Source organism: Brevibacillus sp. IT-7CA2 (genome assembly GCF_949767855.1).
Lineage (GTDB): Bacteria > Bacillota > Bacilli > Brevibacillales > Brevibacillaceae > Brevibacillus.
Genome location: NZ_CATKQT010000051.1, coordinates 361,894 through 383,197, shown reverse-complemented (window position 1 = coordinate 383,197; position 21,304 = coordinate 361,894). Strand labels below are relative to the sequence as shown.

Annotated in this window: 14 protein-coding genes; 12 read left to right on the top strand and 2 right to left on the bottom strand. The window is 50.2% G+C overall.

Annotated elements, in window-relative coordinates:
* Window positions 1-77 precede the first annotated feature (77 nt).
* Window positions 78-773, top strand: coding sequence for a hypothetical protein (locus tag ACM6JA_RS25270; protein WP_414854602.1), 696 nt, complete (start codon window positions 78-80; stop codon window positions 771-773).
* Between the two features lie 189 nt (window positions 774-962).
* Window positions 963-1,202: a hypothetical protein gene (locus tag ACM6JA_RS25265; RefSeq protein ID WP_414854601.1), complete on the top strand. Its 240-nt coding sequence runs from the start codon at window positions 963-965 to the stop codon at window positions 1,200-1,202.
* Between the two features lie 24 nt (window positions 1,203-1,226).
* Here the strand turns inward: ACM6JA_RS25265 and ACM6JA_RS25260 are convergent, their stop codons facing one another.
* Entirely contained in the window at window positions 1,227-1,481 is a 255-nt protein-coding gene (locus tag ACM6JA_RS25260; RefSeq protein ID WP_414854600.1) for a hypothetical protein, read from the bottom strand.
* 311 nt (window positions 1,482-1,792) lie between these two features.
* Here ACM6JA_RS25260 and ACM6JA_RS25255 point away from each other — a divergent pair, with 311 nt between their 5' ends.
* The 6 genes from ACM6JA_RS25255 to ACM6JA_RS25230 are packed head-to-tail and all read left to right on the top strand — an operon-like array spanning window position 1,793 to window position 6,169.
* The gene (locus ACM6JA_RS25255) at window positions 1,793-3,262 is read left to right on the top strand and encodes a contractile injection system protein, VgrG/Pvc8 family (RefSeq protein ID WP_414854599.1); all 1,470 of its coding nucleotides are present in this window, start codon (window positions 1,793-1,795) and stop codon (window positions 3,260-3,262) included.
* A 17-nt stretch (window positions 3,263-3,279) separates the two neighbouring features.
* Window positions 3,280-4,383 (top strand): pentapeptide repeat-containing protein, encoded by a 1,104-nt coding sequence (locus ACM6JA_RS25250; protein WP_414854598.1) that lies wholly within the window; start codon window positions 3,280-3,282, stop codon window positions 4,381-4,383.
* Between the two features lie 15 nt (window positions 4,384-4,398).
* Window positions 4,399-4,920 (top strand): imm11 family protein, encoded by a 522-nt coding sequence (locus tag ACM6JA_RS25245; protein WP_414854597.1) that lies wholly within the window; start codon window positions 4,399-4,401, stop codon window positions 4,918-4,920.
* Complete coding sequence (locus ACM6JA_RS25240; protein ID WP_414854596.1) at window positions 4,917-5,546, top strand: hypothetical protein; 630 nt, start codon at window positions 4,917-4,919, stop codon at window positions 5,544-5,546. Before ACM6JA_RS25245 ends, ACM6JA_RS25240 begins: the two co-directional genes overlap by 4 nt.
* Window positions 5,547-5,572: 26 nt before the next feature.
* A complete protein-coding gene (locus ACM6JA_RS25235; RefSeq protein ID WP_414854595.1) occupies window positions 5,573-5,854 on the top strand; it encodes a hypothetical protein in 282 nt (93 codons plus the stop codon).
* A 39-nt stretch (window positions 5,855-5,893) separates the two neighbouring features.
* Window positions 5,894-6,169 carry a hypothetical protein gene (locus ACM6JA_RS25230; RefSeq protein WP_007728054.1) on the top strand — a complete coding sequence of 92 codons (276 nt, stop codon included), beginning with the start codon at window positions 5,894-5,896 and terminating at the stop codon, window positions 6,167-6,169.
* Window positions 6,170-6,249: 80 nt separating this feature from the next.
* On the opposite strand, the gene ACM6JA_RS25225 is transcribed toward ACM6JA_RS25230, so the two are convergent.
* Window positions 6,250-6,858, bottom strand: a complete 609-nt coding sequence (locus ACM6JA_RS25225) for an MptD family putative ECF transporter S component (protein ID WP_414854594.1) — start codon at window positions 6,856-6,858, stop codon at window positions 6,250-6,252.
* A gap of 449 nt (window positions 6,859-7,307) precedes the next feature.
* On the opposite strand from ACM6JA_RS25225, the gene ACM6JA_RS25220 reads away from it, so the two are divergent.
* The 4 genes from ACM6JA_RS25220 (at window position 7,308) to ACM6JA_RS25205 (ending at window position 21,201) form a co-directional block, all read left to right on the top strand.
* Complete coding sequence (locus ACM6JA_RS25220; RefSeq protein WP_414854593.1) at window positions 7,308-8,081, top strand: thioesterase II family protein; 774 nt, start codon at window positions 7,308-7,310, stop codon at window positions 8,079-8,081.
* Between the two features lie 4 nt (window positions 8,082-8,085).
* A complete protein-coding gene (locus tag ACM6JA_RS25215) occupies window positions 8,086-8,829 on the top strand; it encodes a 4'-phosphopantetheinyl transferase family protein (RefSeq protein ID WP_414854592.1) in 744 nt (247 codons plus the stop codon).
* A gap of 313 nt (window positions 8,830-9,142) precedes the next feature.
* Window positions 9,143-12,103, top strand: a complete 2,961-nt coding sequence (locus ACM6JA_RS25210; protein ID WP_414854591.1) for a salicylate synthase — start codon at window positions 9,143-9,145, stop codon at window positions 12,101-12,103.
* Window positions 12,104-12,132: 29 nt separating this feature from the next.
* A complete protein-coding gene (locus tag ACM6JA_RS25205; protein WP_414854590.1) occupies window positions 12,133-21,201 on the top strand; it encodes an amino acid adenylation domain-containing protein in 9,069 nt (3,022 codons plus the stop codon).
* The last annotated feature ends 103 nt before the right edge of the window (window positions 21,202-21,304 follow it).

Sequence of the window (21,304 nt, the reverse complement as noted above, 5' to 3'; positions counted from 1 at the left end):
GTTATCCCGAACATTCCTGGCCCCCATACGGTACGATTTGTTTGTAAGAAACAATAGGAGCCAGGGAGTGTTCACACATGAAAAAAATGCTTTCCGTATCTGTAATCGCAGCGTGTTTGTTGGCAACGAGTGCGGTAGGAGCTTTTGCGGCGGAGAAAGAAGGAAAAGGAGCAGGGTGGAGCAGCCTGCCTGAAGTTCAATCACTAAAAGCATTGCAAGTAGAGCAAAAAGCTCTCCAAGATAAACTAAAAGCACAAACCCAGACCAACAAACAAGCATGGGACATTCTTTGGGGCGATGTGACGCCAGAAGCACGTGAAACCGTGAAAAGTGCGCTGGCAGAGACAAAGCCACTGCGTGAAGCAAACAAATCGCTGTCTGCTGAACTAAAAGAAGCGAAGAAAGCAAAGGATAAAGAAAAGGTAGCGAGCATCAAGGCTGAAATCGCCGCGAACCATACAGCCATCGAAGAAAAACTGGCGCAGATCCAAACAGAGTTGACGCAGGTAAAAGAGAAAAAAGCGTCCTTCAAAGAGATGAATCAACAATTGAAGCCAATCCGCACTGAAAAGAAAGAGAACAAAGAGCAAGCAAAAGAACTGAAAACAAATGAGAAGAACACAGTGAAAGAAGCAAAAGAAGTATTCAAGGCTGGTGACAAGGAGCAAGCAGCGACATCCTTGCAAGAGGCTGCTGATCTGTTGAAAGATCTGATCGAGGTACAAAGCGAGATTTTGGAGCAAAAGCAAGCAATTTCCGAGATTATTCAATAAGGAACGTCTACGAGAATAGTGACAGCCCGAATCCTGTTATGGACTAGACAGATGTTCCCCCCTCACATAAGAGACAGAAAGCCCGTTGCACGCCAGCGGGCTTTTTTTCATTTCTCCAATTCGTCAAACCTCTTTGAAGTATCTATACTAAAATGGAAGATAAAGACATAGGGGGAGGATGAGTTTCGCATGGATATTCTTGAGAGAGCGAGTACGGTTGAGAGTAGAGAGGATATGGTTCAATTCATTTCTCATTTGATTAAGGATTATCAGCAAAATAAAAAAGAGTGGGCGAATATGTCTCTAGAAGAGTTCCTAAGTGGGATGGAGTCATGGATTGAGGATTGTGATAATATGTTAGCTGATCTTGAAGATGTAGACTGGAATTTATTTACTACTATTTTAATTGCAGGAAGCCGTTATGAGTAAATAGGAAAAGCCCTTGATCCAAATTCAAGGGCTTTTGACGATATAGGGGTTATCGATTTCTTCACCGAGATTATCCAAATCTTGCGTAATATTGATGATAATTAAGTATCTCGATTTCCCTTTATGCTTTCCTAAATCAACAACTTGATGAACTTCGATGATATCGTTCTCATATTGTCGCTGAGAGTAGCATGTTTCAAACAGCGATGATGCAAGGTCAGTGTTGTCCCAATTAGCTATCTCCAATTGTACAAAAACCTGATTTTTCTTTATGTTCATCCGGCTCTTCCCCTTTATTCGTTTTCTGTTTATTTCCTTATCATCCTATAAGTGGTTGTTTGCTTGCAAATCGCAGGAATAGTCGAGGCAAAAGAAGGACTTTCATCAGGCTCCCGAGCAGATACGAAATGGTACGAAGCCTCTCTTCTTGCCTCAAAATCCTATCATTCAGGACTAACGACCCATTCAAAAAATCCCAAAAAATACCGATTGTAAGATTGTGTGTAAAATAATGGTCTTATTTGGAAGGGTGAATCCATTTCCCTAGGAGTATCGGAGGGAGGGGGTTCATCTGGCAGGGAGGGGATACCATGAGCAATCGAACACTCACTTATGGAGATATACAAGTTTCGCCCTATGAATTTACTCATTTGCAAACGATGAAAGTCGTGAAAAAGATGAACGAGCATGCGCGACTGACGCTCACAGGGATTATTTCTGAAGAGCGAAAAGATAGCTACGTAAACCAGACAAATGCGCAAACACTGATCAGTGTGGCACTGGCGGATGAATCGGGCAAGCCGAAAACATGGTTCCAGGGAATCGTCTTGCGCGTCCATGTCAAAGCGGTACGCGGTATTTATTACTTGTCGCTGGAGGCAATTTCTCATACCTATTTGTTGGATGTCAAAACGAGAAAGCGTTCGTTTCAAAACCCGGCGATGACCTATGCGGGACTCGTAAAAACAGTGCTGTCCGGGTACGGAAAAGCTGATTTTATTGACTCTGTTACGAACGGCAAGGCTTTGAATACGTTTGTCATGCAGTATGAAGAAACCGATTGGCAGTTCCTGAAGAGGATGGCGTCGCGCTTTTATACAGGTTTGATCCCGACAACGGCTTTTGACATTCCCAAGTTTTATTTCGGTTTGCCAAAAGGTCAAGATAAAGGAAAGCTTGCGGTTAGTCATTATACGGTGCATAAGCGTGTCGGGGATTATCAGAGTGATGCGGAGAACAAGGTTCCGGGAATCGATGACCAGGACTATACCGTGTATGAAGTACAGAGCGAACGAGTGCTGGAGGTCGGCAATGAGGTGAACTTCAAATCCAGACCACTTGTCGTCGGAGAAGCGGTCACGGAGGTGAAGGAAGGCATTGTCACGCACACATACAAGCTTTATCCACGCCTGGGTCTGGCGCGTAAAAAGCAGTATAACCATGCCATCATCGGGGCGTCCATCCAGGGCCGGGTGCTGCAAGTCCAGAAGGACCATGTGCGGGCCAAGCTGGACATGGATGATCAGCAGGATCAGAGCACGGCATATTGGTTCCCTTACTCCACCATTTATGCCTCCGAGGATCAAACCGGATGGTATGTCATGCCAGAGCTGAACGACCAGATTCGGATTTATTTCCCGAGTAAAAAAGAAGAGGACGGTATCGCGATTAGCTCTGTTCTCAAGGAAATCCCAGACGACGACAAGCCAGCTCCCAAAAAGAAAGCCACACCGAAAAGCAATGCAGGTGGCGGTGGCGGTGGAGACCGGATGAAGGACCCTGCTGTTAAGACGTTTCGTACCAAGTATGGCAAGGAAATCGTGCTAGCTCCTGACAAAATTGTGATCACGACAGGAGATATGTCGATCACGATCAGTGATACGAATGGAATCGATATCAAGAGTAGCCAGAACGTGAACATAACGGCAGATAAGGACATGAAGCTATCAGCTGCTTCTCTTCATATTAGTGCGGATAAAATAGAGCTGAGTGGAAAAGGAAATACGATCAAACTGGAAGACAAGATCGAGCTGAAAGGTTCGGAAATCAAGATGAACTAGAGGGGGCACTTACATCGATGAAGAAAGAGGAAGCGCTCCAGCATCTGCACGATAACACCTTTCTACCAGCATTGGCTGAAAGCGTAGCGGCACTCGAGCGCTATTTCCAGCAAAACAAGGATCAGCTCGTCCGGGAGTTCGTGGAGTCTTTTCGGCAAATGCTCAAGCATATTGACTTCATGCAAAACAACCAGGAGCTTCCTCCCGTCGGTTTTATTCACTACTCGTTGCTTCGGACAACGGTATTGGATGGCACACACACATTTTTGATAGAGGCTTATACGGATCAATGGTACTGGGAGCCAGTGGAATGCTATGCACGGTACGATGCAGCATGGGCTTTGCAAGAGGCGTCCACGCTCATTTCGCTACTGGACGAACGCCGAAAAATGTACATGGGGATCATACACGCTGCTGATGTGGAGTATATGGTGCTAAAGGAAATGGAGCTATTCTGTCAGTTTGTCACAGCGCTTGTCCGAGTAGCGATTCCAGAAGTCATCAAGCTGCCTGAGTACCAACTGATTAGGAAAGCGGATCGTCTGTACATACGAGTGGGTGAATTCAAAGACATCAGTGAAGTGGTGTACGTAGAAGAGCGAATCAAGCGGGAGGAGAAGGAGAGCAGAAGCCTGCTTGGGCAACCAAAAGGAACGTTTTGCACCCATGAAACATTCGCCCATATGGATTTGCCGCGAAGCAATGTAGACGCATTAGATTTGCGCTATTGCGATTTTAGTGGCAGTAATTTTGCAGACAGTCAGTTCCGTGAGTGTATCCTATTCGGAACAAGATGGGCCAGTAGCAAGCTTCCACGCACCGATTTCAGCCATTCGCTTCTTTGTGATGCCGATTTTCGTCATGCTGACTTGAGCGGTGCCATCTTCTCATATGCCGAGGGACAAGGGGTCAGCGCGGACGAGCTGCATCGTGTACCGGGCTTACTCGGTGTCCAATTTGCATATGCTCATTTGGAGGGAGCGGATTTTCGCCATTCTCGTCTGTATCATGCGAATTTTCATGGAGCGAATATGCGGAATGCCGTTTTTTTGGAGAAGGATCGTGAACGCTTTGCATTGAGTGAAGCACAGATGCAGCAGATTGAGTGGAAAACGGAATAAAGGAGGCGGGATGACATGCGCGATTATTATTTGCTAGCAGATGACGGTCGAATGGCTCAAAAGGTCGTACCATCGGGTCTGGGGCTGCAAAAGGAAAACACCTTCGAGCAACTCCCGCCGATATCCGTTCTCGAGGTTAACACGGATGGGGCCCATGCCTACACAGATTGGTTGGAAAATCCGATGCCGATGATTTCGGAACGGATGAAAACCATTACTGCCAAATACAATCCGAGCATACAATGGAAGCGCGTCGATTTGATTGACAGCGAAACCAATCTGCGTAACGTCCACTGGGCCATGCAAGTACCTGCTGTAGATTGCCTTTCTATGGAGACTGCGTTTCATTTGAATGGAACGGTAAAGAGACTTGTATTAGATACCGATAAGATAAAGGCACATCATTTCTTTAAGATTCAAGGGATCTTGGAGCCGTATATCGTGGTGAGTCTGGATGCTGCGGAAAGCTTCCTTCGCAGAAGCTTGAACGGATTTGTTTTGCAAAAAGTAGAGCAGGCACTGCGGAGGGAGCTATGACGATCTACTGGGATGAAAAGATTTTGGATGTATGGAACAGCATCCAGACACGGCGTCAACTCGCTGAAATGGAAGAACAACGGGTGCAATTGACGCTTGAGGAGTGTCTGGATGGCGTGCGAAAAGGCTACCTGGAGTACGAAGGGCGCAGGTTCGAATTCGCGGAGAATATCCTCTTTGACGGGCAGATTGGCATTCAGCTGCCCCGTTCGATGCAGCTCATGCCGAGGGGACGCGGGTCAAATAGCGGAGGGCATTCTCAGCACGAGCAGATTTCCTATAAAGAGGAAGAGAGCGCGGTCATGCTCGGGATGAATCATATGGCACATCTGTTGCCCATGAGCGGCGTGGAACCGTTTGTGCAGGCGATGACAGCACAAGTCAAAAAGGCGCAGGCAGGCTTGCAGGTCGTACATCATGAGCTTATCGAGCTGGATGGATGCAGGGTTGCCTGCAGCGAATTCATCATCCCGGTCGAGGACAAAACCTACTATCAAATCTTGTTCGCGACATCGGTAAACGGGCGGGCACTACTCGGTAGCTTTCATTTTGAGTCTGAGGAAGTGCTCGTTTGGCAGCCTCTGGCCCATGCGTTGATTCGCACACTACGGGTAGAAAAAAATTGATCATGACATAACAGGGAGGTTTCGAATTGGAACAGCAGCAACATCCACAGCAATTGCAAGTGAGCGTGCCTGAAAATGAGCGGGTTATGTCGGTCAAGGAATGGATGATTACTTTTTTAATTATGATGGTACCCGTGGTCAATCTCGTGATGTATTTTGTTTGGGCATTTGGCAGTGAAGGCAATCTAAACAGAAAGAACTGGGCCAAAGCGAACTTGCTAATCTTAGGCGTTTGCATCGGGTTGTACTTGAGTGTCTTCTTTTTAATTCTGATCTTGGCATTCATTGGAGCTTCGGTTGAACAATAGCGAGAACGGTGGATTGGCAAAAAACGTGGAGGGTGTAGAATGGATCACCAAACGTATGTGGAAGGAAGCGTAGCGGAAAACGAAAAGGTCATGACAATGAAAGATTGGATACTAGTCTCGTTGTTCATGATGATTCCGATCGCGAATATTGTATTGTTATTTATGTGGGCTTTTGGTTCAGATGGGAATCTGAATCGTAAAAACTGGGCCAAAGCTAGCTTGTTGTTAATGGCCATTCTTTTGGGTTTATACTTTGTCTTTGGTACGATAATCGCAATTATAACGTTTATTTTACTCGCCATGGAAGGGCAATAAGGGACGATGCTAAGACGTCGATAAGGCATATTCCACCTCGGATCATCGAGGAGGAATATGCCTTGTTATTTAGCAGACCATTACACCAGCTTTGCTTTTTTGACGTGCTTTTTCATCAACAGATTGCCGAAATAGCAGCCGAGCAATCCGCCGACAAACGAAATCGAGCACATGATGAGAATCATACTGGGGGTTTCAAAGTAATAGAGCATCGCAGAAAGCTGCTCGGGTGTATAGCTTTTTTCCAAGGTAGCGAGATACGATTCGCGGAAGAAAATAAGCGGGACTACCCCGCAAAGAGAATAGCCGACATAAAAAACAGAATAGCTGATGGCATTGCGTACAGGATTCAGATAAGAGCCTTTTCCCCATAGGATCAGTTCGCAGATGAGTCCAATAACAGCTAAGGTAAGTAAGTAATTCGCGTAGCCAAAACCGACAAAATACAATCCAGTTAAGACAGCTGTAAAAAATAAAGTCCCAGGCTTGGCGATTTTATTAGACATGACCATATAAATCGGACCGTTGAGTAACGCGGTAAAGCCGCCAACCAGTAAATGAGAAACAACGGTAATAATCGGGGCAAACGTCATCAGTATCAGCATGACGACGTTAAAGATCGCGAGCGTAATAATATCCCGCATGGTCCATCTGCCGCTTTGGGCAGCTAATGATGTTTGGGCTTGCATGTAACATCCTCCCTCAGACATAGGTAGCCGATCTGCTTGATTAACTCTCTCTACTTGCGATCCCCCTTTGTAGGAATGCTGAAAAACAGTTTGCTAGTTGTACGTACGGTTGTCAGTATAAGAACACAATATTGATAATGAGAATCGTTGTCAAAGTAAAAAAAGCCCGTATTTCAATATTTTGGGATATTTTTCGAGCTTTTTCGCCTATTATCTCCGTATTCTTCCGTTTTTCTTGAACAATCGTCAAAATATTACAATTTGGAGGATCTGCAAAATAATCATTCTGGTGAACGTAGGACGAGAAAATCAGGGATAATCACGGAAATGTACCAGAAAACGGAAAAGGAGGGGCATGTATCTATTTGGCAATGATGCATGAGAATCATTATCATGTACGTTGTATTAAGCGTTTAAGCAAGAGACGAAATGGAGGAGTACATATGAGCATGGATACGATAGCGAAATCATGGCTGCTAGCTCAGCCGCAAGCAAAAGATAGCGTTCGCCTGTTTTGTTTTCCTTACGCAGGGGGAGGGGCCTCGATTTACAGGGGATGGGCACAGGCTTTTTCCAGTGATGTTGGAGTTTACCCAGTTCAGCTGCCAGGGAGGGAAAACAGAATTGCCGAGCAAGCTTACTCAGATATGGGAGCTCTGGTGGAAGAGCTGGCCCAAGTGATTCATCCGTATTTGGATCGCCCGTTTATTTTTTTCGGTCACAGTATGGGAACGCGAATTGCCTTTGAGCTGGCACGTACTGTACGGAGCAAATGGGGGCGTCTTCCGCTTGGCCTCATCGTTTCAGGAGGACGAGCTCCACACTTCCCGGAGCCGAAGCCTATTTACCATTTGCCTGTTGATGAATTTGTCGTAGCGCTGCGACGCTTTTCAGGGACACCAGAGGCGATCCTGCAAAGCAAGGAGCTCATGGAGTTGTTCATGCCGCTATTGCGTGGGGACTTTACCCTTGACGAAACCTATGTGTATGCCGAGGAACCCCCGCTTGATTGCCCGATTGCTGCGTATTGCGGGACAGAGGATCAGGAAGCCACGCAGGAAGAAATGGAGGCTTGGGCTAGCCATACAAGTGCCGGATTTACGTTGGAAATGGTAAACGGGGGACATTTTTTCCTGACGACAAACAAAGATGTGCTCTTGCAATCGGTAAGCAAAATGATCGGACAATACCGGAGTGCGGTAGCAGGAAAAGGGGAGTACTAACGGGATGCAGCATATGCAGCAGGTGCGAATAACCCACTTGTCTGATAGGACAAAATCAGCTCTGGAGGAATCGTCCTCTTTGTTACTGGCTAAAGGGGAAGTACATATTTGGTTGACGTCTGTGCAAGCATGGGAACACAGGATGCAGGAACTGGAAGGTATGCTGTTTGCCGAAGAACTCGATAAACGGGCACGATTTCATTTCCACGCAGACAAGGAACGCTATGTTGTCGCACATGGACTGCTGAGAAGAATGGTTGGGCGGTACCAAGGGATTTCTCCTCGCGCGGTTCAATGGGAGTGCAATTCGAACGGGAAACCGTTTTTATGTGGACCAAACAGTGATTCCGACGCACTTTTTTTCAATCTGTCGCATTCGCATGAGCTTGTGGCGGTCGCTTTTTCACGCGATCGCCTTCTCGGCGTTGACGTGGAGCATTTGCGTCACATCCCGGAAATAGAACAGCTCATGGGCTACTTTCACCCTGTGGAGCGAGAGGGAATCTTGCGTTTACCTTCTGATGAACGGCATCAGGCTTTTTTTGATTGCTGGACACGCAAGGAGGCTTTTGTCAAAGCGACAGGAGAGGGCTTGAGCCGTCCTCTCGATTCTTTTTTCATGGAAAAACAAGATGGCAGCTTCAGGGTAAACGGAGATGGAGTCAGGAGCGGGGAGTGGAAAGTTTACGGGTTTACGCCTGTCAGAGGCTATGCGGGAGCAGTTGCAATCGGGACAGGAAGACCGTAAATCGGAGCACGTGAAACGAGAATTTTCTATTATACTGATAAACTTTATCGGGTTTAGTGATTTTATATAAGTGTGTAAGAATATGGAAATCTTACAGTGAGAAACGAAGAAATCGTGAGAAAACGGAAGATAATCTACCCTATTTTTCCCAAATGTAGAAAAAACAGCGTGCAGATGATATTGACAATGAGAATCACTATCAATATCTTGTTGTTAGACAAACCAACATGATGCGTACAACGACAAGGCAGTCTCTGCATGATCCGGCTTCGGGCGCAAAGAGTGACCCGCGGTTACACAGGAGGAGGACGGAATGAAAGTAAGTACGGAGTGGTATGAGCAAGCTGCAATAGCTTATGAACAGCGTGGTTTTTGGGAGCCGCTGACACTTGGGCAGCAATTGCGCAAATGGGCGGAACAGTACCAGAACAAAGAAGCGCTGGTGGAGGACGAGGAGAGGCTCACTTATCGTGAGCTCGACAGCAAGGTGGATGCGCTTGCTTCCGGTTTTTATCACATGGGAATTCAAAAAGGCGACAATGTAGCCGTCCAGCTTCCAAATCGAATTCCTTTCGTACTGACTTGCTTTGCCCTGTTTCGCATCGGCGCTGTGCCGATTCTCGTATTGCCTGCCCACAGAGAGGCTGAATTGGACGGGATTTTTGCACTCGCGAGGCCAGTTGCCTACATCATTCCAACGACGTTTCTCGGTTTTGATTATACGAAGATGGCAGAAGATTTAGTCAAAAGACATGCATCGGTCAAATTCGTCATGACGGATGGGGACAGCCCGATCGGGAAGAACTTGGCAGAGATAAGCGGACCGCCAATCGAGCTGGAAGCGCCTTCGTACAAAGACACTGCGTTATTGCTGTTGTCTGGCGGTACGACAGGAATACCCAAGCTGATTCCTAGAACCCACGCAGATTACGTCTACAATGCAAAAGCAACCGCAGCCCGTTGCCAACTGACAGAGCGAAGCGTCTATCTCGCAGTTTTGCCGATTGCCCATAATTTCCCTCTGTGCTGCCCAGGTATCTTAGGGACACTGTCCGTTGGCGGCAAGATCGTGCTATGTAAAACTACCAGCTGCGACGAAGCTTTTCCGCTGATTGAGAAAGAGCGTGTGACCATTACCGGTCTCGTGCCTTCGATCGTGCAAGTATGGCAGGAAGTGCTGGAATGGGATACAGAAAGCGACCTGTCGAGTCTGGAGGTTCTTCAGGTTGGCGGCTCTATGCTGGATGATAATCTCGCCAGCCGCATCACGCGAGAATGGAAATGCAAGCTCCAGCAAGTATTTGGAATGGCCGAGGGGCTCATCTGCTGCACATCACTGGATGATCCAGAGTCGATCATTACCAGCTGCCAGGGCCGTCCGATTTCCGAAGGGGATGAAGTGCGAATCGTGGATGAGCATGGAAACGATGTCGCGCCAGGCGAATACGGAGAACTGATTGTGCGGGGACCGTATACGATTCGCGGCTACTACAGAGCGGAGGAACAAAACCGCGAGAGCTTTTCGCCTGATGGATTCTATCGTTCTGGGGACAAGGCTAGGATCACGCCAGAAGGAAATATTCAAATCGGTGGACGGATCAAAGAGCAAATCAACCGAGCGGGCGAAAAAATCATGCCGGCTGAAGTAGAAACGTACCTGCGCATGCACCCAGCAATTAAAGACGCGGCGCTGATCACACTTCCCGATCCAGTGCTGGGCGAGAAAAGCTGCGCATTTTTGATCACCGACGACGAAACGATCAGCCTGGCGGACGTCCATGCCTTCTTCCAGGAAAAAGGGGTGGCACGCTACAAAATGCCGGATCAAATCGAACTCATCGATTTCTGGCCGCTGACCAGCGTCGGAAAAGTCAATAAAGCCAAGCTAAAAGAACTGGCGTTAGCGCCAAAGTCAGAGACGAAGCCAGCGGGCATCGCCTATCTGGAAGAGACGTTTGCTTTTGCAGGTGATGCGCATATGGCAGCGGCACTGATTGCAGAGCGCAGCGGGTATGAAAACTACCTGCTCTATGAAAACGGAGATGAGCTGTCGCTAGGAATGGGGATTCATGCGCTTCTCTACGTGGATGGGGAGCAGACGACTTTGACTTATCGCAACGAGACTCTCCGTTTCGACAACAACGAGCTTAGTGAGACGCTCGAAAAAGCAATGGCACAGGTGCCGATTCAAAACTGGCGCGCTTATGGAACCGTCCATTTTGGCATGGCGCGTTATTATCAAGGCTTGCCGCTCATTCCAGAAGAGGATGGCTTGCTCAAGCTGTTTATTCCTGAGGTCGAGCTGCGTTTCAACAAAGGCACGGTCCTATTGAGAGCCTTGCATGAAGAGAAGCGGAGCGAATTCAGCCAGCTGCTGCGCGAGCTGTCTATGAACACACAAAGCGAGCAACAGCTGACCCAAAGAGTAGACAAGCCAAAGCTGTCCGTCCCGCAAGCCGATACATACGACGCTGAAGCCTATATGCAAAATGTGGCCGAAGCTGTACGCGAGATACAGGAACGCAAATACCACAAAGTCATCTTGTCGCGGAAAATTCCTCTTGATCACGAGCTGGATCTGGTTGCGAGCTATATTGCTGGCAGACGAGTGAATACGCCGGCACGCTCTTTCCTCGTTAGCTTGGATGGTCTCGGTGCAGCCGGTTTTAGCCCGGAGACGGTAGTAGAAGTCGATAGCGACGGATGGGTGAGTACCTTCCCACTCGCGGGAACACGGGCAAAAGGCAGCAGTGAGGACGAGGCGAACAGGCTCAAGGAAGAGCTGCTGAATGACCCGAAGGAAATTGCCGAGCACGCTGTTTCCGTCAAGCTGGCATTCGAAGAGCTGAAAATCGTTTGCGACTCAACAAGTATCGTCTTGAACGATTTTATGTCAGTAGCTAGCCGAGGAACGGTTCAGCATATCGCTTCTCGCTTGAAAGGGAAACTGAAACAAGAATGCAATTCATGGGATGCCTTCCGCGCATTGTTCCCGGCTGTTACAGCTTCGGGAATCCCGAAAAAAGAATCGATTGAAGCGATTGGCAGATTAGAGACGGTGCCACGAGGTCTGTACAGTGGATGCGTCATGACTTTTGACAGCGACGGTGCCATGGATGCCGCTCTTGTGCTGCGAACGATTTATCAAAAGGACAAGCAAGCTTGGCTGCATGCCGGAGCTGGTGTCGTAGAAATGTCTTTGCCGTCCAGAGAACTGGAAGAAACGCGTGAAAAACTGAGCAGCTTCTCCAGGCAGCTGATTGGAAAAGAATAGGGGCTTGCACGAGAGAGGAGGGAACGAGGATGTCCAAAATGCTCAATGACAGTCAGACCGCAAGTCCCGCCGCTTCCTTGAGCTATGAGGAGATGAAGAGGCAAATTCAGGCGTTGCTGCCCGCGCCTGTCGCGTTTTCCGATGATCAAAACCTGATCGAGCTGGGACTGGATTCCTTGCAAATGATGAGGATGGTCAATAAATGGCGCAAGGAAGGCGCAAAGGTTACGTTTGCCGAGCTGATCGGTGCTCCTACCTTGCGTGATTGGCAGGCGTTGCTGCAAAAAAGCAGCCAGTCGCTTCCGCGTGTGGACGAAAGGAAAGCAGATTTGGAAGTACAGGTGAATGTGCCCTTTCCACTCACGGATGTGCAATACGCATACTGGATTGGACGTCAGGATGATCAGCCTCTCGGAGGAGTCGGGTGCCATGCGTACTTGGAAATAGACGGTGCGGGCGTGGAGCCGGATCGATTGGAAACAGCGTGGGGCAAGCTGCTGATGCACCATCCGATGCTTCGGGCCAGATTTTTGGCGGATGGACAGCAAGAGGTGATGAGTGCCCCGACGGCCACTGGTGTAGTGGTCCATGATCTGCGGTCTTTTTCAGAGGGCGAATTGGCACGGGAGCTAGACCGTATACGAGATCGGTTGTCCCATCGTCGTCTGGCGGTGGAAGCGGGAGAAGTAGCCGGTTTGGAGCTGAGCTTGTTGCCAGAAGGCCGCACCCGCATCCATTTTGATCTGGATTTGCTGGTCGCTGACGTACAGAGTCTGCACATCGTATTGCGCGATTTGGCGGCAGCTTATGCACGAGGCAGCAAGCCTCTTGCACCGACTAACTGGAGCTTTGCCCAATATCTCGGGCAAGAGGCACAACGTCGGGCACAGGATAGACAGGAAGCAGCCCGCTATTGGCAGGAGCGCCTTTCCACATTGCCGGGAGCGCCAGGGTTGCCACTGAAGGAAAAGCCAGAAATGATCAAGTCGCCTGTTTTTACGAGACGGACACATTTCATGAAGGCAGTCGATTGGGCACTTTTGCAAAAACGATCCGCAGCACAGCGGGTCACACCAGCGATGGTACTGTTAACGGCTTATGCAGAAGTACTGGATCGTTGGAGCACCCATTCGCAGTTTCTCATCAACATTCCGCTATTCGATCGCCAAACCGGAGACGCTGGCATCGAAGACGTCGTTGCCGATTTTACCAATCTGCTACTGCTTGCGGTTGACATGCGGGAGCCAACCTCTTTTCTGGCGCGGGTGCGAGCTGTCCAATCGCAGTTTCATCAGGATGTAGCGCATGCGGCTTATTCCGGGGTTCAGCTGCAGCGAGATATGGCTCGTGTCCGTCAGGGAGAGCGGGATTTTGCCCCTGTGGTGTTCGCGTGCAATTTGGGTACGCCACTAATCAATGACGAATGCCGCGACACATTGGGCAAGCTCTCATACATGATTTCGCAAACGCCGCAAGTATGGCTCGATTTCCAGTCGTATGAAATGGACGGCGGGCTCCTGCTGGCGTGGGATGTAGTTGATGAGCTGTTTCCTGACGGGATGCTTGACCAAATGTTCGGTGCTTTTTGCCAGCTGATGGACTCCTTGGTGACGGAGGACAATGACTGGCAAGGTGCATCCGTGCTGCTCCCCGCTTTGGAACAGAAGAGGAACAATCAATCTGTAGACGATTCACAACAGCAATCGAATCAATGCTTGCACAGTGCCTTTTTTACCTATGCAAAAGAGAATCCACACGAGATGGCAGTAATCGATAGTCATGCTTCCGCTACTTTTTCATATGGCGAGTTAGCGACGTACGCGTTGCAGATTGCAGCGTATCTCCAAAAGCAAGGCGTTGAAGCAGGAGAACCTGTGGCAGTCAGCCTGCCGCGCGGAATCGGTCAAGTCGCTGCGGTTCTTGGTATCGTGGCACGAGGAGCATGCTACGTCCCGGTTGGAATCGGGCAGCCATCTACAAGGCGTGAGCGCATTCATCAAAAAGCGGGGATTCGCTTTGTGCTTACGGATACGGAGCTGGCGCAGACGCTGGAGTGGCCAGAAGACGCTGTTGTTCTGTCTGTTACAGATGCGTTGAATGTCTCGCCTCTGGCTGAACCCGTACCGATTTCTTTTGACAGTCTTGCCTACATCATCTTTACTTCTGGCTCCACAGGTGAACCAAAAGGGGTAGAAATCAGTCATTCCGGGGCATGGAACACCATTGCAGAAATAAACAGGCGCTACGGAATCGGGCATACGGATCGGATTTTGGCAGTTTCCTCGCTTGATTTTGACCTGTCTGTCTATGACCTGTTCGGATTGCTCAGTGTAGGCGGCTCGATGGTACTTATAGGCGAAGAGTTGCGACGGGATGCGGCTCATTGGGCGAGACTGGTGGACCAGCATCAAGTGACACTGTGGAACTCCGTGCCCGTGCTGCTCGATATGCTCTTAATTGCTGCGGAGAGCGGACCTTACGAGAGCTTGCCGCTTTGCTTGACTATGCTTTCTGGAGACTGGATTGGCCTCGATTTACCGCAACGATTGAACCAGCTCGCACCGACCAGCCAGCTTGTGGCGATGGGGGGAGCGACAGAAGCGTCGATTTGGTCCAACTTTTTTGATGTTACGTTGCCGTTGCCCACTCATTGGACATCGATTCCGTACGGTCGACCGCTCGCGAATCAGGCTTATCGGGTTGTTGATGCGCATGGACGTGATTGCCCTGACTGGGTAGAAGGAGAATTGTGGATCGGCGGAGCAGGTGTGGCAGTAGGCTATCGGGGTGATCCTGCACTAACCGCAGAACGCTTTGTCAACTGGAACGGTTCGCGCTGGTATCGGACTGGTGATCTCGGGCGTTATTGGCCGGATGGGACCATTGAATTTCTCGGGCGCAAGGACTTCCAGGTGAAAATTAGGGGGCATCGCATCGAGCTGGGTGAAATCGAATCGGCCATGAAGCAGCATCCAGGGATTCGTGATGCGGTAGTGACAGCAGTAGGTGATCCGCGTGAGAACAGGCAGCTGGTTGGATATGTGGTGCCAGAACGGGAAAGCGAATCAGCGCTGTTTGATCGTATAGAGGCTGATCCGAAAAAGAGCGAAGAATTGTGGGCAGATGTCATCGATATGGGTCGTGTGCAGACCTTGTCGGAGCATTTTGGAAGCATTAGACCGGAAGATGTCACCTCTTTTTGGGCGTACATGGAGCAACTTGCCGTTCGATTCATTTACCGCGCATTGGAGATGGCGGGAGTGAGATTTGAGCAACACGCCACCTATTCCCTCGATGATTTAATGCAGAGCTGCGGGATTCAAGAGCGTTATCGCGGGCTGGTCAGACAGTGGCTTCAAACATTGGAGGACGAGGGCTTTGTCCGTAAAGATAAATCGGATGTCTACAGCATCACGCAGGCGAGCCTGACTGAATGGTTGGAAAAGTCGCAGGCGCCCGCGCCCGCATGGGAACCGCATGCACAAGCCCTTTTGCGTTACTTGGAAAAAGTCAATGACAAGAGTGTTGCGCTTTTGCGTGGTGAGCTTGACCCGTTGGCCCATTTCTTCTCGGAGGAATTAAGTCTGACTCCGAATGATCTGATGCAGACACTCCCTGGCGCAAAGCATCGTGACAGCGCAGCGCTGGCGCTGGTCGAAAGGCTGGTACATCGTCTTGGAGAAAGGTCTGAATCGGGACCGATACGTGTGCTGGAAATCGGAGCGAGGAGCCTAGCACTGACGGAATCATTGCTGGTTGTACTCCCGGCAGATGCGACACATTTTACATGCACAGACACCTCGACTTTCTTTACGCATGCAGCTAAAACGAGGTTCCGGGAGTACCCGTTTGTGCACGATCAACTGCTGGATATCAATCAAAGTCAACTTTCTCAAGGCTTTGAAGCACATCAATTCGACGTTGTTATTGCCTCTGATTCCTTGCATCGTGCGAAAAACATCGGGATGGCCCTCTCGCATGTACAAAGCCTTTTGGCTCCGGGAGGCATGCTGATTTTGCTGGAGATGACCCGCAACAGCCGATTGCAGCAAATCAGCACGGCATTTCTCGAAGATGGCTTTACGCATTTCGAAGATGAGCGACGTAATGAACAGCTCCCCCTGTTATCGGTGGAAGCATGGCAGCAAGCGTTGCAGCAGCAATCCTTCGCACAAGTGGCAGCTTTCCCAGAACAGAACGATTTTGGTCAGCATGTACTGGTTGCGCAGGCGCCACTTCAAGCCAAGCGCTTCAACGCTGCACAACTATCTGGCTTCTTGAGTCAAAAGCTGCCTGATTACATGGTTCCGAATGCTTTTCTTTTGTTGAACGAACTGCCGCTTTCTGCAAACGGCAAGGTAGATCGGAAAGCCCTGCCGACTCCAGACAGCCTGATGAAGGCCAAAGCAGAAAAAGCGTATACAGCTCCAACGACACCAATCGAAACAGCACTTGCGGCTATTTGGTGCCAGTTATTTGAAGTGGATCGGGTAGGTGTCACAGACAACTACTTCGAGCTCGGCGGGGATTCGCTATTGGCAACCAGACTCAGTGCAATGGTTCGCAGCAAGCTTGCGGTAGAGCTGTCGTTAGGGCGCATTTTTGAAAAGCCGACGATTGCCGGACTTGCCCAGCATGTGCAGATGCTTCTGGAGGAAAAAGGAACAGCGTCAGGCTTGCCAGCAATGGTACTGGCTCCACAGTACAGGTATCAGCCTTTCCTGTTAACAGATATCCAGCAAGCCTACTGGGTCGGGCGCAGTGGTGTTTACGCCTTAGGTCATGTCTCCACGCATTGCTATTTCGAAATCGAAGGGCAGCACTTGGACCTGGAGCGGATCAATCGAGCTTGGCAACGATTAATTGACCACCATGAAATGATGCGGGCCGTGATTTTGCCGGATGGCTGGCGTCAGCAGATTTTGGAGCAGGTTCCTGCTTACCGGATCGAGGTCACTGATTTGCGGAACCAATCGGCTGAAGAAGCTGAGTCCGAGCTGCAAGCGATTCGGGAGGAAATGTCCCATCAGGTATTGTCTACGGATGCATGGCCGTTGTTTGAGGTGCGCGCATCCCGCTTTGGCGACGAACGGGTTCGCTTGCATATCAGCTTTGACAACCTGATTTTTGACGGATGGAGCATGTTTCATCTCTTGAGCGAGTGGACGAGGCTGTATCATGAGCCTGATGCGCCATTGAGACCACTAGATCTAAGCTTCCGCGATTATGTCCTAGCGCAAGAAGCGCTCAAATCTACAGAACTGTACCAACGCGATCTGGACTATTGGATGTCCCGCCTGCCAGATTTGCCGCCAGCACCACAGCTGCCTTTGGCGAAAAATCCTGACACGATTACCGAGCAGCGCTTCCATCGTTTGGAAGCCAGAATCAATCGCGAAGCATGGCAGCGGCTCAAAAAGCGGACAGCAGAGGTCGGTCTGACGCCTTCCGGGATACTGTTGACAGCGTATGCCGAAACCCTCGGTGCATGGAGCAAGAGTTCGCGTTTTACGATCAACCTGACTCAATTCAATCGATTGCCCTTGCACGCGCAGGTAGGCGAAATCGTGGGGGACTTCACTACGCTGACCTTGCTGGCAGTTGAGTTGTCCGCTGGCGAGACGATTTTGGAACGCGGCAAGAATTTGCAGCAGCAGCTATGGCACGATTTGGACCATCCTTATGTGGGCGGAGTTCAAGTCCAGCGCGAATTGGCGAAGCAAACAGGAGAGCACAACGGTGTGGCCATGCCGATTGTCTTTACGAGCGCATTGGGTGTAGAGCAGTGGAGTGGGTCTGACTCCGATGGCAAATGGCTGGGCAAGCTCGTTTACAACATCACGCAGACGCCGCAGGTATGGCTGGACCATCAAGTGGTTGAGCAAGACGGAGAACTGCTGTTGATCTGGGATGCCGTAGAAGGACTGTTTCCAGAAGGACTCCTTGCTGACATGTTTACAGCCTATTGCGAGCTGCTGCATCGACTGACAGAAGAGGATGCAGTATGGCAAGAGCCGGCACCGAGCCTGATTGCTGTCCCTCGACTGGATGCAAGAATCGCCGCAAACGATACGGGTGCGCCTGTATCCACAGAAACACTCGTCGGGCTATTTGACAAACAAGCTGCATGCCAAACGGATCAGCCTGCCGTGATCTCCACTCAGCGGACGTTGACCTATGGGGAGCTTGCCGACGATGCTGACCAAATCGCGAAGTGGCTGCGTTCACAAGGAGTCCAACCGAATACGTTGGTAGCTGTCGTGATGGAAAAAGGCTGGGAGCAGGTCGCAGCCACGCTCGGGATTATGAAGTCCGGGGCCGCTTATTTGCCGATTGACCCGTTGCATCCAGAGGAACGACGCTCTCAGCTTTTGCAAGATGGACAAGTACAGTTCGTGCTGACGCAGTCTTGGCTGGATGAGCGATTGGGCTGGCCTGCGGATATGGAGCGGCTGATTGTGGACCAGATGATGGCAAAGGATGAGGCAACCAGGGTGAACGCAGTGACTCCAGTTGCCGGGCAGCCGGAGGAGTTGGCCTATGTCATCTATACATCCGGGTCAACGGGCCTGCCAAAAGGAGTCATGATCGACCATCGAGGCGCGGTCAACACGATTGAAGATATCAATCAACGATTTGCAGTGGGGGCACAAGATCGGGTACTCGCTTTGTCCAATCTGAATTTCGATTTGTCAGTCTATGACATTTTCGGCATGCTCGCCGCGGGTGGAACGATTGTCATGCCGGATGCTGATAAAGCCAAAGACCCTGCACACTGGCTGGAGTGGCTGGAAGCTGAGCAGGTGACGGTGTGGAACACAGTTCCGGCGTTGATGCAGATGCTGATCGAATACGCCGTGGGGAGAAACCTTCACTTGCCCCAATCGTTGCGTCTCGTCTTGTTGAGCGGTGATTGGATTCCACTGGATTTGCCAGACAAGATCAAGTCGTTTTTCCCTCACGTTCAGGTGATCGGTTTGGGCGGCGCAACAGAGGCTTCAATCTGGTCAAACCTTTTCAAAATCGAAGACATTGATCCTAGCTGGAAAAGCATTCCGTACGGTCGCCCGATGGTCAATCAGCGCTACCATGTACTGAACGAATCGATGGGGGATTGCCCCGTTTGGGTGCCAGGACAGCTGTTTATCAGTGGCATTGGGCTTGCCAAAGGCTACTGGAGAGATGAAAGCAAGACGAATGAAAAATTCATCACGCATCCACAGACAGGAGAAAGATTGTACCGCACGGGGGATTTGGGCCGTTACTTGCCAGATGGCACGTTGGAGTTCCTCGGTCGAGAAGATTTCCAAGTGAAAATCAGAGGGCATCGGATTGAGCTGGGCGAGATCGAGACGGCATTGAAACGCCATGACGGGCTCAAAGACGTTGTCGTGGCCGTATCAGATGACGGTGCGGATGAAAAGCGCTTGGTCGGGTATGTGGTGCTGGATCGCGAAAAGGATTCCGCGTTATTCGAAACAGAGCTGGCCGATCCCGCTGCAAGTGCTGCTCGATGGCAGGCGATCAACAGCATGGGTCACGCGCAGGCCGATACCATTCCTGCGAGTGTCGATGTGAAAGACGTCACGCAATTCCTGATGGAGGCAGACCGCGTAAGCACCGCCTACATGTGCCGCACGCTGGAGCATATGGGGATGTTCTCGCAAGTAGGAGAAGGCACTTCATTTGCGGAGCTCATGCATCGTTTTCAGATTCACCCGCGTTATCAGACTTTGCTTGCGCATTGGCTGGAGGTGCTGGTAGAAGAAGGCTTGCTGGAAAAACAAGCTGCGGGTACGTACGTGAGTCTACGTTCATTGCGTGAAGGTGTGCCGGATGTTGTTCTGTCCGCTTCCTCGCTTCGTACGGAAGCGGCACGTGAGCTCGAAGCCGTTTTCCGCCGAGACTATCCGTTGTTTATTGGTCTGTTAACGGGTGAGCTCGATCCGTTGGAGCTCTTTCTAGCCGACGATGCCTTCTTAACACCTGCTGGATTGAGTCGCTTTGACCTGACACGGGAGTTTTACAGCAGTCTTGCCGGGGCGGTGTTCGGCAGTATCGTAAACCACCATCCGTCTGACAAAACACTGCGGGTGCTAGAGCTTGGTACGAGAGCCGGAAGCTTGACGCAAATGCTGGTGTCCACCTTGCCTGCAGAACGAAGTCGTTATTTATACGTCGACGAATCCTCCTTTTTTACCGACAGGGCAAAGAAGGAGTGGGGAGAGCAGGCTCCGCTTGAATACGGTCATCTTGACATGAACATAGCACCGCTTGCGCAAGGCTATGATCCACATTCGTTTGACGTCATTGTTGCGGACAATACGCTGCATCGCTCTCGTGATATAGGGAAAACGCTGGCGTACTTGAAAGGGCTACTCGCACCTGGGGGGCTTCTGTTCCTGGTCGAGTCTACGCGCAACAGTCGTCTGCTGCTGACCACTGTCGGCTTCTTCGAGGATGGGTTTAGCCATCTGGAGGATGAACGCAAAGCCAATCATCTTCCTCTGCTTACGGCAGAGCAATGGCGAACGGGCTTGGAAAAACAAGGCTTCACTAACGTCCTTGCCATTCCGGATAAAACTCAGGTCACAAAGGCGTTCGAGCGCCATCTGATTGTGGCGCAAGCACCGGAGGCGGTTCGTTTGTTCCAGCCGGAAAAATTGTCCGAAGCCTTGCGGAATAGCTTGCCTGACTACATGGTGCCAAGCGAGTATGTGCTGCTGGATGAACTGCCGCTATCCGCCAATGGAAAAGTAGATCGGAAGGCAATCACAAAGCTTGGCAAAAGAAAGGCAAGCATGCCGAAAAAGACGCATGTAGCGCCTTCCAACGAGCTCGAGGTCAAGCTCGCAAGCGTCTGGGAAGAGGTGCTTGGTGTAGCAGAAATCGGCATCCACGACAGCTTTTTTGCGCGGGGTGGAGACTCATTGCGCGCGATCCAATGCCTCAATCTTTTAAGAGAGAGATACCAAATTGATTTGTCTCTGCAAAGCTTGTTTGAAGCTTCCACGATCTGCACCCTTGCCGAGCTGATCAAGACGAGCACACAGGCAACGGAAGATCTCGCAGCGGATTTTGACGAGGGGACCATTTAAATAAAGAAAAACCGCAGATGAGAGAGGTGGGCTGCGACTCAGTGGCAGGCGCAGCCCCGCCTTTTCTTGGAAGAAGAATGCGGGGAGCAGGCTAGGAGGGAGA

What these genes read in the sequence shown, in the direction of transcription:
- ACM6JA_RS25265 (WP_414854601.1), top strand. Translation starts at nt 963, where the DNA reads ATGGATATTCTTGAGAGAGCGAGTACGGTTGAGAGTAGAGAGGATATG.
- ACM6JA_RS25210 (WP_414854591.1), top strand. Translation starts at nt 9,143, where the DNA reads ATGAAAGTAAGTACGGAGTGGTATGAGCAAGCTGCAATAGCTTATGAA.
- ACM6JA_RS25215 (WP_414854592.1), top strand. Translation starts at nt 8,086, where the DNA reads ATGCAGCATATGCAGCAGGTGCGAATAACCCACTTGTCTGATAGGACA.
- ACM6JA_RS25205 (WP_414854590.1), top strand. Translation starts at nt 12,133, where the DNA reads ATGTCCAAAATGCTCAATGACAGTCAGACCGCAAGTCCCGCCGCTTCC.
- ACM6JA_RS25250 (WP_414854598.1), top strand. Translation starts at nt 3,280, where the DNA reads ATGAAGAAAGAGGAAGCGCTCCAGCATCTGCACGATAACACCTTTCTA.
- ACM6JA_RS25255 (WP_414854599.1), top strand. Translation starts at nt 1,793, where the DNA reads ATGAGCAATCGAACACTCACTTATGGAGATATACAAGTTTCGCCCTAT.
- ACM6JA_RS25220 (WP_414854593.1), top strand. Translation starts at nt 7,308, where the DNA reads ATGGATACGATAGCGAAATCATGGCTGCTAGCTCAGCCGCAAGCAAAA.
- ACM6JA_RS25230 (WP_007728054.1), top strand. Translation starts at nt 5,894, where the DNA reads ATGGATCACCAAACGTATGTGGAAGGAAGCGTAGCGGAAAACGAAAAG.
- ACM6JA_RS25225 (WP_414854594.1), bottom strand. Translation starts at nt 6,858, where the DNA reads ATGCAAGCCCAAACATCATTAGCTGCCCAAAGCGGCAGATGGACCATG.
- ACM6JA_RS25270 (WP_414854602.1), top strand. Translation starts at nt 78, where the DNA reads ATGAAAAAAATGCTTTCCGTATCTGTAATCGCAGCGTGTTTGTTGGCA.
- ACM6JA_RS25240 (WP_414854596.1), top strand. Translation starts at nt 4,917, where the DNA reads ATGACGATCTACTGGGATGAAAAGATTTTGGATGTATGGAACAGCATC.
- ACM6JA_RS25260 (WP_414854600.1), bottom strand. Translation starts at nt 1,481, where the DNA reads ATGAACATAAAGAAAAATCAGGTTTTTGTACAATTGGAGATAGCTAAT.
- ACM6JA_RS25245 (WP_414854597.1), top strand. Translation starts at nt 4,399, where the DNA reads ATGCGCGATTATTATTTGCTAGCAGATGACGGTCGAATGGCTCAAAAG.